Source organism: Polaribacter aestuariivivens (genome assembly GCF_005885675.1).
Classification (GTDB): domain Bacteria; phylum Bacteroidota; class Bacteroidia; order Flavobacteriales; family Flavobacteriaceae; genus Polaribacter; species Polaribacter aestuariivivens.
Genome location: NZ_VANR01000006.1, coordinates 1 through 13,727, shown reverse-complemented (window position 1 = coordinate 13,727; position 13,727 = coordinate 1). Strand labels below are relative to the sequence as shown.

At 29.4% G+C, this 13,727-nt stretch carries 12 protein-coding genes and 1 rRNA gene; 6 read left to right on the top strand and 7 right to left on the bottom strand.

All coding sequences use genetic code 11. From position 1 onward, the window contains the following. Nucleotides 1–18 precede the first annotated feature (18 nt). From gldG to dapF, 6 genes are all read right to left on the bottom strand, one after another. A complete protein-coding gene (gene gldG, locus FDT66_RS11365; protein WP_138536615.1) occupies nucleotides 19–1,662 on the bottom strand; it encodes a gliding motility-associated ABC transporter substrate-binding protein GldG in 1,644 nt (547 codons plus the stop codon). After that, nucleotides 1,655–2,374, bottom strand: a complete 720-nt coding sequence (gene gldF, locus FDT66_RS11360; protein ID WP_138536613.1) for a gliding motility-associated ABC transporter permease subunit GldF — start codon at nucleotides 2,372–2,374, stop codon at nucleotides 1,655–1,657. Before gldF ends, gldG begins: the two co-directional genes overlap by 8 nt. Before the next feature lie 5 nt (nucleotides 2,375–2,379). Further along, on the bottom strand, nucleotides 2,380–2,733 hold the full coding sequence (locus FDT66_RS11355; protein ID WP_138536611.1) for a hypothetical protein: 354 nt from the start codon (nucleotides 2,731–2,733) through the stop codon (nucleotides 2,380–2,382). A 67-nt stretch (nucleotides 2,734–2,800) separates the two neighbouring features. Beyond that, nucleotides 2,801–3,826 (bottom strand): endolytic transglycosylase MltG, encoded by a 1,026-nt coding sequence (mltG, locus tag FDT66_RS11350; RefSeq protein WP_138536609.1) that lies wholly within the window; start codon nucleotides 3,824–3,826, stop codon nucleotides 2,801–2,803. A gap of 27 nt (nucleotides 3,827–3,853) precedes the next feature. Beyond that, entirely contained in the window at nucleotides 3,854–4,378 is a 525-nt protein-coding gene (locus FDT66_RS11345) for a GNAT family N-acetyltransferase (protein ID WP_138537025.1), read from the bottom strand. Further along, nucleotides 4,378–5,148, bottom strand: coding sequence for a diaminopimelate epimerase (gene dapF / locus FDT66_RS11340; RefSeq protein ID WP_138536607.1), 771 nt, complete (start codon nucleotides 5,146–5,148; stop codon nucleotides 4,378–4,380). Before dapF ends, FDT66_RS11345 begins: the two co-directional genes overlap by 1 nt. Nucleotides 5,149–5,278: 130 nt before the next feature. On the opposite strand from dapF, the gene FDT66_RS11335 reads away from it, so the two are divergent. From FDT66_RS11335 to FDT66_RS11325, 3 genes are all read left to right on the top strand, one after another. Beyond that, nucleotides 5,279–6,667: a trypsin-like peptidase domain-containing protein gene (locus FDT66_RS11335; RefSeq protein WP_138536605.1), complete on the top strand. Its 1,389-nt coding sequence runs from the start codon at nucleotides 5,279–5,281 to the stop codon at nucleotides 6,665–6,667. A 142-nt stretch (nucleotides 6,668–6,809) separates the two neighbouring features. Further along, nucleotides 6,810–8,252, top strand: coding sequence for a glyceraldehyde-3-phosphate dehydrogenase (locus tag FDT66_RS11330; protein ID WP_138536603.1), 1,443 nt, complete (start codon nucleotides 6,810–6,812; stop codon nucleotides 8,250–8,252). 291 nt (nucleotides 8,253–8,543) lie between these two features. Beyond that, the gene (locus FDT66_RS11325) at nucleotides 8,544–9,113 is read left to right on the top strand and encodes a hypothetical protein (protein ID WP_246034861.1); all 570 of its coding nucleotides are present in this window, start codon (nucleotides 8,544–8,546) and stop codon (nucleotides 9,111–9,113) included. Between the two features lie 90 nt (nucleotides 9,114–9,203). On the opposite strand, the gene FDT66_RS11320 is transcribed toward FDT66_RS11325, so the two are convergent. Then, nucleotides 9,204–9,869, bottom strand: a complete 666-nt coding sequence (locus FDT66_RS11320; protein WP_138536601.1) for a hypothetical protein — start codon at nucleotides 9,867–9,869, stop codon at nucleotides 9,204–9,206. A gap of 75 nt (nucleotides 9,870–9,944) precedes the next feature. Between FDT66_RS11320 and ligA the strand changes: the two genes are divergently transcribed. The 3 genes from ligA to FDT66_RS11305 all read left to right on the top strand — a co-directional run. Beyond that, complete coding sequence (gene ligA, locus FDT66_RS11315) at nucleotides 9,945–11,942, top strand: NAD-dependent DNA ligase LigA (RefSeq protein ID WP_138536599.1); 1,998 nt, start codon at nucleotides 9,945–9,947, stop codon at nucleotides 11,940–11,942. A 75-nt stretch (nucleotides 11,943–12,017) separates the two neighbouring features. Next, on the top strand, nucleotides 12,018–12,758 hold the full coding sequence (locus FDT66_RS11310; protein WP_246034859.1) for a DUF4294 domain-containing protein: 741 nt from the start codon (nucleotides 12,018–12,020) through the stop codon (nucleotides 12,756–12,758). 833 nt (nucleotides 12,759–13,591) lie between these two features. Further along, a 16S ribosomal RNA gene (locus FDT66_RS11305) occupies nucleotides 13,592–13,727 on the top strand; the annotation flags it as partial.

Sequence of the window (13,727 nt, the reverse complement as noted above, 5' to 3'; positions counted from 1 at the left end):
AAATTTTTTTTGGAACTATTATTTACTATATTTTTTCTTTCTTAGATAATTAAAAACAATTCCAAAACCAAACAATAAGATTAGTGGTAAAATAACATTTAAAAATTGCCAAAAAGTACGTTCTTTAAAGGCTTTTTGTTTGTCTAGTATTTTAATTGTTAATGATTTGTTTCTTAACTTCATCAGTCCAGTATCGTCTAATAAATAGTCAACTGTATTAAGCAGAAAATCTTTATTTCCAAATTGTTCGTTTGTCCATTTGTCTCTAGCCAAATCAAAAGGTTGTCCTTTCAAAATTTGATTTTTTCCAACATCACCATCAGCAATTACAACCATTTTATTGTCAATTGCGTTTTCTTTATATAGAGCAGTTTCAAAAGGTTTTATACGATTTTTGTAAGCAGAATTAAAATTACCTTCTAACAAAAGAGCAAATAATTGATTGCCAGATTTGTAATCATTTTCTACAACTTCATCAGCTATGGATTGTAGTTCAATAAAAGTTGGTGTTCCTACTTTTTGGGTAAGTACAGAACTTACAAGTAAAGGTGTTTTTTTGATGTTGTTCGTAAGTGTATCTATTTGATTTGCAAACTGTAATCGTACAGGAGAAATATTTTTTGTAATTGGGTGGTTTGGATTTCCGCCAACCAAAGGATGATAATACCAATCTAAATTTTGAAATTGTGTTTGATTGCCACTTTCTCCGGTTGCCAAAGGAATTTTAGCTGCATATAAGTCTTTGATTAAAGTAGTATTTATGCGAATTCCGTATGAAAAAAATAAATCAGTTAAGTTTAAATTTCTTGGATAAGCTAACATTTTTGCACCGTTAAATAAACTGTCTTGATCTGCTTGTACATTGTCAATCATCCATAAAGTTTTACCTCCATTTGTTATGAATTGATCTAAAACAAATTTTTCATTTTCAGAAAACTGTTCAGTTGGTTTTGCAATAATAGCCAAATCTAAACCGCTTAAATCTTGTAAAGTTTGTTGCGGATTTGTAGCCACAGAATCTAACGTAAATTTTGCCAAACGATATTTTTTAGCCACTTCACTTAAAAAGCTATATTGATAAATGTCTTCTAATTCACCATTTCCAGTAATAATTCCAATTTTTTTCTCTTTATTTTGAGTAACCAAATTAATTGCATTTGAAAAACTATATTCTAAATTTTCAATTGCTTTTGCTAATTGTGCTTCTTGAGAAGCCATAATTGCATTTGGTAATAAAGAAACAACAGTTGTTTTTTTACCGTAAGAAATTTCTGCCCAAGGAAAAATAATGGCTTCCGAAAGTTTACCATCTTCTTCCACAGTTAATTGACTTGGCATCATTCCTCTTTTAATCAATGCTTCACGTTGGTCATCAGGATTTTCAAAATTGATTTTTATCAATGAATTTTCAGAGGCTAATTCTTCTATAAATTGACGAGCTTCAACTTGAAGTCTTTTAAATTCTGAAGGAAAATCTCCTTCTAAGTAAACCGTTATAAATAAGTTGCTATTTACATTGTTAATAATAGCCTTTGTTGTTTTAGAAAGTGTGTAACGTTGGTCTTCAGTTACATCAAAACGTTTATAAATAGATTGATTTGCAATGTTTAAAATGATTAAACCAACGATTAAAAATGCGATGTGTTTTATGTTTTTATTCATGGTCTAATCGTGTTTTAGTGATGAATAAAAAGAAAACAGTGATACTCAAGAAATATATAATATCTCTGGTGTCAATTACACCCCGTGAAATACTTTTAAAATGTTCGTTAATTCCGAGTTTTTTAATGGTAAGTGAATTGCTTCCAAAAGAATTTGAAATGGCATCAAATCCATAAAATAGTATAAACGTAATTAAAACACTTACAATAAAAGCTACAATTTGATTTTTAGAAATTGTTGAAGTAAATAAACCAATAGCTGTATATGTAGATGCTAAAAATAGCAATCCAACATAAGAGCCAACAGTGCTTCCTAAATCGAAATTTCCAACAGGATTTCCTAATTGATAAATCGTGTAAACATAGGTTAAAGTTGGTACTAAAGCAATGATAATTAATAGGAGTGAAGCCCAAAATTTGCCCATTACAATTTGCCAATCAGATAGTGGTTTTGTTTTTAAAAGTTCGATAGTTCCATTGTTAAGTTCGTCTGAAAAACTTTTCATAGTTATTGCAGGAATCAAAAACAAAAATACCCAAGGAGCTAAATAAAAAAACGGATTTATATCAGCAAAACCAGCATTTAAAATATTAAAATCGTCTTTAAAAACCCAAAGAAACAATCCGTTTATTAACAAAAAAACTCCAATAACCAAATAGGCAATTGGCGAAGCAAAAAACGAGTTAAATTCTTTTTTTAATATAGCAAACATGTATGTTAATTTGGAATTACAGAGAGTATTTTATACGTGTCTCTATTAAATTTTATAGTATATAAAATATTACTTGAATAGTCTAAACCTTCATTTATAAAAGCCAAAGAAATATTTTTTAAAGTATCTTCTTTATAAAATGATTCTTTTAAAATACTAATGGAAATTTCAGCATCAATACCTTCGCTTTTTAAAGAGTCAATTCTTTTTTCGGCAATTTTAAATTCTTTTAAATTTTCAACTTCTTTAAAAAACTCAATTTTTTTATGGTCTTTTACTTTGGCACTTTTATCTCCACAAGAAGTGAAAATTATACTTAAAAAAATAAAAATTATAATTTTGGTAAAGCTTAATTTCATAATTTTCTAACTTCTAACTTCTAACTTCTAACTTCTAACTTCTAACTTCTAACTTCTAACTTCTAACTTACCTATTTACTCCTTGTTTGTTTAGCCATCTGTGGTATTTTTCGGCATTTCTATTATGTTGTGCTAAAGATTTTGCAAAAGCATGGTAGCCTAACTTATCTACATTTACACACATGTAAAAGTAATCATGATCTTCTGCATTTAAAACAGCATCAATAGCACTTACATCAGGCATTGAAATTAATGCTGGAGGTAATCCAATGTTTTTGTAGGTATTGTATGGTGAGTTTATTTCTAAATCTACCGTTAAAACTCTTTTCACTACATAATCTTGTCCTTTTAACTGTTTAATGGCATAAATTATTGTAGGATCTGCTTGTAAAGGCCATTTTTTTTCGAGTCTGTTTAAATACAAACCAGCAACAGTTGGTCTTTCTGAATTTTGAGCAGTTTCTTTTTGAACAATAGAAGCCAAAGTAATTACTTCATTTTTTGTTAAACCTAATTCTTTTGCCTTTTTTTCTCTGCTATCATTCCAAAAACGTTTGTAAGCAACCAACATTTTAGTTCTGAATTTTTCTGGAGAAATTGTCCAATAAACTTCATACGTGTTTGGTATAAATATTTGTAAAACAGACTTTTCTGTAAAGTTATTTTTTGATAAAAAATCTTTTTCTGTAAAAGAGCTTATTAAAGAAATAGAATCTGCTTCAATTTGTTCTGCAATTCTACCTGCAAATTTTTCTAAGGTGTCTTGATTGTTAAAAGAAATTTTTAACGGAGTTTGTCTTCCACTTCGTAACATATTTACAAGATCGTTGTTAGACATACCTTCTTTTAAAACGTATCTACCAACTTTAGGTTGTGAAAAATTTTTCTTTGCTGCAACCCATAAAAATGTTTCTGGGCTCTTTGAGTAAGATTCAATTTCCTTTTTTATATCAAGTAAACTATCTGTTTTGTTTACAAAAAGCACATATTCTTTTGTAATTGCTTTTCCGAATATTTTTTGATAATAATTGTACGCTAAAATGCCTCCAATTATAAAAATTATGGCAAGTATGTATAAAACTTTTTTATTCAATTGTAAATTTTTTAAGAAGGTACAAAGTTACTCTTTTATCAATTGAAATAAAATTTCATCTTTAAATTTTCCTTCATTAAAAAGCCAATCTTTTTTAATGCCTACTTTTTTAAATTGGTGTTTTTCAAATAACGAAATACTTTTGGAGTTATCGCTCGTAATATTAGCATACAATTGATGTACATCTAAATATGTGAAAGTATATTTTTTTAAAAGCGTTAATGCCTCAAAAGCAAACCCTTTTTGTTGAAAACTAGGATGAATTAAAATGCCAATTCCTGCTCTTTTGTGCTGTGGGTTAAAATCAAACAAATCTATCATACCAATTGGTTTTTTGTTTGATTTTTCTTCAATAATTAGTCGAAGTTGTTTGGCTTCATAAATATCTAAATGTGCGTTTTCTAAATACTGTTTTAATACGTATTTAGAAAATGGAGTTTGGGTGTGACTTATTTCCCAAAAAGATTCGTTGTTTTCCATTTGAAATAGAAACTCTAAATCTTCGGGTTCTAAAGCTCTTAAATTAATATGTTCTCCTAACAATGTTTGCATCATAAATTTATTTCACCAAAAAAAACAAAAGTTGCAGGTCCTTTTAAAAATACATTTTTGTAAAGTCCATTTTCTTCTGTAAAAGAAACTTCTAAATTACCACCTTCAACAGGTAATGAAATTAAATTACTTTTTGTTTTGTTTGTTTTATGCATTGCAATGGCAACTGCAGTTACACCTGTACCACATGCTAATGTTTCGTTTTCAACACCTTTTTCGTATGTTCTAACTCTAAAAGTTGTGTTATTTATTTGCTCAACAAAGTTTACATTACTTCCAGGATTTTCGTAAGAATATCTAATTTTTTTTCCGTTTTCAAAAACAGGATAATTATCTAAACTATCAACCAACTGTACATGATGTTGTGTTCCTGTGAAAGCAAAAACTGAATTTTCTTTTACTTGGATATCATCAACATCTATCATTTGTAATGAAACAATGTTATTTTCAATTTCAGCATAATGTGTACCATCAAAAGCAATAAAATTGGTTTTATTTTCTACCAAACCTAGTTGTTTTGCAAACGCAACAGCACATCTACCTCCATTTCCACAGAAAGTTTCACTACCATCAGCATTAAAATAAATCATTTTAAAATCAAATTCTGTATCATTCTCAATTAAAATAATTCCGTCAGCTCCAACACCAAAATTTCTGTCACAAATTTGTGAAATTTTGTCAGTATTTTGTTTTGGAAAGATTTTTGTTCTGTTATCAACCATTACAAAATCGTTTCCAGTTCCTTGATATTTGTAAAATTTCATTTTCATATAACAAAGATAGTTATTTAAAGGATAAAATAGCGTTGTTAAAAAGCGGTTAAAGTCAGTTAAAAAGAAGTTAAACAGATTTTGTGAATATGTTAAAATTGTATATTTGAGTAATAAAAATTAAAAAGAAATGAAAAAAGCATTAAGTTTTCTTGGTATGGCACTTTTAGGAGGTGCAATTACATTAGGTGGCTACAAAATGTTATTTGATGAAAACGTAGTTGTCGAAAAAACAGTTGATAATCCAACAGAAACTGTTTTAGCAAATTATAACCCAACATATAAACATGTAAACTCTGTAGAATCTACAACAGATTTTACATTAGCAGCAGATAGAACTATTCACGCTGTTGTACACGTTAAAAATACCGCAATTAGAACACAAACAAATCCTTGGGCAGAACTTTTTTACGGAAGTGGAAGTGGTACAAGAAGGTATGAACAAGTTGGTACTGGAAGTGGTGTAATTATTTCTGCAGACGGTTATATTGTAACAAATAATCATGTAATTGACAACGCATCAAATATTGAAATTACTTTAAACAATCAAAAAAAATATCCAGCACAATTAATTGGAACAGATCCATCAAATGATATTGCGCTTTTAAAAATTGATGCAGATATGGATTTGCCATACATTCCGTTTGCAAACTCTGATACTGCAAAAATAGGTGAGTGGGTTTTGGCAGTTGGTAATCCTTATAATTTAACATCTACAGTAACAGCAGGAATTATTTCTGCAAAAGGAAGAGATTTAGAAGGCAACAGAAATATCGAATCTTTTATTCAAACAGATGCAGCTGTAAACCCAGGAAATAGTGGTGGAGCTTTGGTGAATACAAGAGGTGAGCTAATAGGGATAAATACTGCAATTTCATCTAAAACAGGTTCTTTTATAGGATATTCTTTTGCAGTACCATCTAATATTGCAAAAAAAATTATAGATGATATTTTAGAGTTTGGTCAAGTACAACAAGCTATTTTAGGAATAAATATAGATGCTACTTTTAGAGAAGAAGGTGTAAAAGTTGCATCTGTTGTAGAAGAAACTGAAAATGCTAAAAAATCTGGTTTACAAGCGGGTGATATTATTAAGAAAATAAATAACATTAAAATTTCTAAATTTTCTGAATTAAAAGGTCAGTTAACAGCAAAAAGACCTGGAGAATATGTTGATGTTACGATAGATAGAGATGGAGAAACATTGATAAAGAAAGTAAAACTATCCAAATCATTAGAAAGATTTATTACTTCTGCTTTTCAGTGGGAACTCAAAGATCTTTCAAAAAAAGAAATGAAAAAATTTGGAATCAATGATGGTGTAAAAATTATTAGAACTGGAAAAGATGATGAAGAAAGTAATTTTAAAGATTATATCATCACCAAAGTGAACGATAAAAAAGTAAAGGACGCAAAACAGACTGCTATTTTGTTAGATCAATTAGCATCTAGTAGATATAGAGTTTCTGTAGAAATGATAAATTTAAATGGCGAAAAAGAACGCTATATATATAGGTAGTTGTTTTTAAATGATTCTATTAAAATCCTGATTTAAAAATCAGGATTTTTTTTATTTACGAAAATTTCACGAAATCGATTTCGTATTTCTAAAAAATTAAATACTTTTGCCGAAAATTATAAATAACTAGTTCATAAAAACTATGTCAACACTTATAGATTACAACAAAGAAGTTTTATCTCAAGCACAAACAAGAAGAGCCACTGTTCAATTTATTAATATCGTAAACGATTTATGGTATGATAAATCTATTGAACTAGTACTTTTTAGAAATCCATTGGTAGATAAAAGAGCCAGTGAAGTTCTTAATTTAATAGATTATGCAAGAGAATTTGTAACCAAACCAATTTCAATTTTAGATGCATTAGATATTGCCAAAGCAATACAGCAAATAGATTTGCCATCATCTAAACTAGATATTGGTAAGTTAGCATACGAATGCTATTTAAAATCAGAAAATTGTGAAGATAAAGTTGCTTTCGTAAAAGAAAAATTAAAAAATGCAAAAGCAACAAAAAACATACAACCTAAAGATGTTGTTTTATACGGTTTTGGTAGAATTGGACGTTTATTAGCGAGAGAGTTAATGACTAAAATGGGCAAAGGTTCTCAATTAAGACTAAGAGCAATTGTAACTCGTGGAGAAATTAACCAAACTGTATTAGAAAAAAGAGCTTCTTTATTAAGTGTAGATTCTGTTCACGGAGATTTTTTAGGAACCGTTCAAACTGATGCAGAAAATAACGCATTAATTATCAATGGCACAACAGTTCACATGATTTCTGCTAACAATCCAGAAGATATAGATTATACAAAATATGGAATAAATGATGCTTTAATTATTGATAATACAGGCGCTTTTAGAGATAAAGAAGCATTAAGCAGACATTTAAAATCAACAGGAGCCAGTAAAGTTTTATTTACAGCACCAGGAAAAGGAATTCCAAATATTGTTCATGGAGTAAATCACAAACAATACAATCCAGATAATGTAGATATTTTTTCTGCAGCATCATGTACTACCAATGCAATAACACCAGTTTTAAAAGTATTGGAAGACAATTACGGAATTAAAAAAGGACATTTAGAAACCATTCACGCATATACAAATGACCAAAATTTGGTCGACAATATGCACGGTAAATACAGACGAGGTAGAGCAGCAGCTTTAAATATGGTAATTACAGAAACTGGAGCAGGAGCAGCAGTTGCTAAAGCATTACCAGCATTAGAAGGAAAGCTAACCTCAAATGCCATTAGAGTGCCAGTTCCAAACGGTTCTTTAGCAATTTTAAATTTACAATTACGCACAAAAGTTACCAAAGAAACTTTAAACGCAATTATGAAACAAAATGCATTAGAAGGCGATTTAGTAGAGCAAATTAAATACTCTATGGATAATGAACTGGTTTCTTCAGACATTATTGGTACAACAGCACCTTCGATTTTCGATAGCAAAGCAACCATTACAGATGGAGATTCTATTGTAATTTACGTTTGGTATGACAATGAATATGGCTATTCACACCAAGTAATTCGTTTGGCAAAACACATTGCAAAAGTTCGAAGATTTACCTATTATTAAAATACTCTTGATTGCAAATTCATTCAATAAATTTGAATGTAAAAACCCGATACATTTTCGTATCGGGTTTTATTTTTATTTTTTTTGAAGCTACATCTTTCTTATAGTTTATCTTGAGCGAAGTCGAAAGACACTCGCTTTTTTTGGCTGAAAAAGCAAAAAAGAACTCAAAAAATCGCTTTAATCAGGGCTAAACTTGTTTGCCAATTTTTAGGATAAGAAATCTATTTCTACAAAATCTATATTTTCTATGTGATAAAAAAAAACTTAATTTAGCAAAAAATAAAAGTAATGAAAATAAAAACCCTTCTTATAATAATGTTATTTTTCGCTATATCTATGAAAGCACAAGAAAAACTTCCTTATTACGAAATTCCAAATATGGAAGAAAACTATTCCGCACAAAACACTGTAGCAAGAATGATAGATGGTTTAGGTTTTAGATACTATTGGTCTACAGAAGGTTTACGAGCTGAAGATTTAGCATTTCAACCAAAAGGAGAAGGAAGAAGCTGTCAAAACACAATTATACATATTTACGATTTATCAAATATGATGTTGCGTTTAACTAAAACGGATTTCAAACAAGAAAAGGAAAAAGATAAAATGACGTTTGCAGAAATAAGAAAACAAACCTTATTAAATTTTGAAGCATTGAGCCATCGTATAAAAGAAAGTAAAGATCTATCGGAATTTTCAGTAGAAAAAGAGGGCAAAATTACCATTCCATTTTTTAATGTAATAAACGGACCAATAGCAGATGCCATTTGGCATACAGGTCAAGTAGCTAGTTTTAGACGTTCTTCTGGAAACCCAATCAACTCAAAAGTGAATCACTTTTCTGGAACTGTTAGAGAATAATAATCATAAAAAACCTTCAGATTTTTTTAAAATCTGAAGGTTTTATAATTTTTAAACAAAAGCATTAAAATTGCAAATTTTCAATCATTTTTAAGCTTCTTCTTCAAAAAAGTCAATTTTAGCCTCAAACTCAGGGCTTAAAAATTCTTCTTTACTCATAAAATATTCTGAAGTAATTAACCTGTAAGAATCACCATTTTTTTGCAATCCCCAAATAACATCGTTAGCTTCTTCAAAAGGTTCGTCAGCATCTAATTGATGCCCAAACAAACGAATAATTACATTATGACTGTCTAAATTTTTAGCAAAACACTTCAAAGCAATTTCTTTAGTAATATTTTTTTCAGCATTTGCTTTTGGAGTAATTTCAAAATCAACAATAGTAGCTTTTGCATTCGGAAATTTTCCATTGAAAGCTTTGTATAAAAGTTGATTCACATTAAAAAGAGTTTGGTGCAATTCAATTCTTGGATATTCTTCAGAAATCTTATCCACCAACATTTCATGAGAAACGGAATCAATTTGCCCTTCATTTAATTCATTAGACAGTTTGTAATCCAACACAATTGCAGCAGCTTCACTCGGTTCTTTATCTGTAATTGCCATGTACAACAATTCTCTTAATTCTTTAAGATCAGTAGTTTCTGTTCCAGGCAATTCAAAACGTTCCAAAAGTTCTTTATAATCTTCAATATTCCAAGAGTTTTCAAGTTCGTCAACTGTAGAAATTTTATGTATTTTTATAGCGTATTTCATTTTTTTAATTCATTTTTGAATGAATATATAAAGTACAACATCTCAACATTAAAAACAAGTTTTTTTAGATATATTATGACTGTTTTAGAAAGAATACAATTATTACGAGACGAATTGAATAATCATAATTATAACTATTATGTTTTAGATAATGCCACCATTTCTGATTTCGATTTTGATATCAAACTAAAAGAATTAGAAAAGTTAGAAACAGAAAATCCGCAATTTTTTGACGCAAACTCACCAACACAAAGAGTAGGAGGAGCCATTACCAAAAATTTTGAAACGGTTGCTCACAAAAACAGAATGTACTCTTTAGATAATTCGTATTCAAAAGAAGACCTGTTAGATTGGGAAAAACGAGTTCAAAAAGGATTAGGAAGAGAAGATTTAGAATATACTTGTGAGTTAAAATTTGATGGAGCTTCCATAAATTTGACTTATGAAAATGGAAAATTTATTAAAGCTGTAACTCGTGGAGATGGTTTCCAAGGAGATAATGTTACTGCAAATGTAAAAACAATTCGTTCTATACCATTATCCATAAAAAAGGGCTTTGTTTCGAACTTTCAAATGCGAGGGGAAATTATTTTACCATTAGCGGGTTTCAATAAAATGAATGAAGAGCGTGTTGCAAATGGCGAAGAAGAATATAGAAACCCAAGAAATACAGCAAGTGGAAGTTTAAAACTGCAAGACAGTGCAGAAGTTGCAAAAAGACCATTAGATTGTTTGTTATATCAAGTGGTTACAGAAGAACGCAAATACAAAACACATTTCGAAATTTTAGAAAATGCCAGAAAAGTTGGGTTTAAAGTTCCAAAAACAATCACATTAGCAAAATCTATAGAAGAGGTTTTCAATTTTGTAAACCATTGGGATAAAAAACGTCACGATTTACCTTACGAAACAGATGGAGTAGTAATAAAAGTAAACAATTTACAACAACAAGAAGAGTTAGGTTACACATCAAAAGCTCCAAGATGGGCAATTGCATACAAGTTTAAAGCGGAACAAGTTTCTACAGTTTTAAATGAAATTACCTATCAAGTGGGTAGAACTGGTGCAATTACGCCAGTTGCAAATCTAGAGCCAGTTCAATTGGCAGGAACTACTGTAAAACGCGCCTCTTTACACAATGCAGATCAAATTGAAAAACTGGATATTAGAGTAAACGATACTGTTTTTGTTGAAAAAGGAGGTGAGATTATCCCGAAAATCATTGCTGTAGATTTTACAAAACGACCAGCAAATTCTCAACCTACAATATACGCTACAAATTGTCCAGAATGTAATACAGAATTGATTAGAACAGAAGGAGATGCAAAACATTATTGCCCAAATGAATTTGGATGTGCACCTCAAATTACAGGACGAATTCAACATTATATCAGTAGAAAAGCCATGGATATTGATGGTTTAGGAGGAGAAACTGTAGATTTACTTCGTAAAGTTGGACTCATTCAAAATTATGCAGATTTATATGATTTAAAAGTAGAGCAAATCATTCCGTTAGAAAGAATGGCAGAAAGATCAGCTCAAAACATGATTGCAGGAATTGAAAAATCAAAAGATATTCCTTTTGAAAAAGTATTATTTGCACTCGGTATTCGGTTTGTTGGAGAAACTGTTGCTAAAAAATTAGCGAAACATTTTAAATCAATAGACCAATTAATGTCAGCAACTTTCGAAGAATTAGTAAATGTTGATGAAATAGGAGATAGAATTGCACAAAGTATTGTCGATTTTTCAAATAATTTAGGGAACATACAATTAATAGAACGTTTAAAAAATTATGGAGTTCAATTAGAAGTTTCAGCAGAAAGTTTAGAAAATCAAACGAATAAGTTACAAGGTCAAATATTTGTAGTTTCAGGCGTTTTTCATCAAATGAGTAGAAATGAACTTAAAAAAGCAATCGAAGACAATGGAGGTAAGGTAAGTTCATCCATCTCCAAAAAAACAAACTTCATTGTTGCAGGTGATAATATGGGGCCTTCAAAACTTACAAAAGCACAAGATTTAGGTATTTCCATGATTTCTGAACAAGATTTTATAGATAAAATTAGTTAAAAACTTACTTTGGTATCTAATTTGCATAAAAGAATATTAAATATTAGTAAGCCCAATTTTGTTGGTAAAAATAAAATGAAAAAAAAACTTTTATACATATATATAATGTCTTTTTCAATTCTCACTTTTTCACAGAAAAGAGAAATGGATTCTTTACCTGATAATATAGATGATTACGTTTTTGTAAAACCAGGAGATACATTAACAATAAGTTTCAACGAGTTTGCTTTATTACCAAAACATAAATTTAATTCAAAAGACGATATCCGTTATTATTTATGGTTTACTAGAAAAGTTCAAAAAGCATATCCTTTTGCAAAATTAGCATCAGAGAGGTTAGATACTTTAAATGCTAGATTAGATAAAATTAAAAGTAAACGACAAAAAAGAAAATACACAAAAATTGTTCAAAATTATATTGAAGGAGAATTTACAGATCAAATAAAAAAGATGACTACAACAGAAGGTCGTATTTTAATTAAACTCATTCATCGTCAAACTGGTGAAACCGCGTTTGAAAATATAAGAGGGTTAAGAAGTGGTTGGAAAGCATTTTGGTATAACACTACAGCAAATTTATTTAAACTCTCTTTAAAAACAGAATATCATCCAGAATCTGTAAATGAAGATTACTTAATTGAAGATGTTTTACAAAGATCTTTTCAAGCTGGTAATCTAAAACCACAAAAATCAAAACTCAATTTTGACTTTCCAATGATAGTTTTAGAAAAAAAGGGAGTTATTAATGTTGAAGAGTATAAAAAGATGTTTGCTAAAATGCGCAAAAAAGGAAAAGTAAGAAAGAAAAAGAATTGATTTTTTTATTATTGAAAGGTTTAAATATTAGTATTTGATAATATACTTTTGCTCTTAAACAATCATAAACTTTTCATATTTGTAGATGTGTATCATTATTCTATATAATCTATTCCTATAATTATAAACAAACTTCTACCTTAATTTCCCTCCAAGATATAGATAAAATTATTCAGTAGTTTTGGTTTTTGCTATTAGAAATAAAAAAGGTTCAAAAAACTTTTGGTTCTAACTTTCGTGTTTTCAATGGGTTAAAGTTTTAGGAGAAATAAAACAGAAAAGAATTTGTAAAAAGGGTTGTGAGAGTAAAAAGGAGTTGTATATTTGCACCCGCTAACGGAAAAACAGTTACGTTAGTAGAGTTCATTGAGGTGTTGTTTTTGTATTATTAGTTTGTTTTAGTTGATTTGTTTTTTTGGAGAAAAAAAGATTAAAAAAAACGAAATTAAATTAGGTTGATAATTAAAAAACATTGTATCTTTGCCGTCCGATTTATCGGGGAGTAAAGTTCATTTTTTTAGAGGGTAAAAAAGTTTAAAAAAAATAATTATTTTACTTGTCAGTTTAAAAATAAGTTTTAAATTTGCACCCGCTAACAGAAATAGCAAAACGATCAAGGAGATTTTGGAATAGTAATTTAGAGTAATTATTAGTTAGTTCGATTCTAGCATTTCTACAAATTAGGATTTATAACGATTGTGAAAGCAAGAGTGCGATACCCTAAAAGTTCATTGAAAATATTGAAATTGACAGCGTAAACAAAGAGTAGAATAACCGCATTATTTATAATGTAAATTCTTTTGAAACTTATTCATTCATATTATTTAAGATATACAATGAAGAGTTTGATCCTGGCTCAGGATGAACGCTAGCGGCAGGCCTAACACATGCAAGTCGAGGGGTAACATTGGTGCTTGCACCAGATGACGACCGGCGCACGGGTGCGTAACGCGTATAGAACCTACCTTT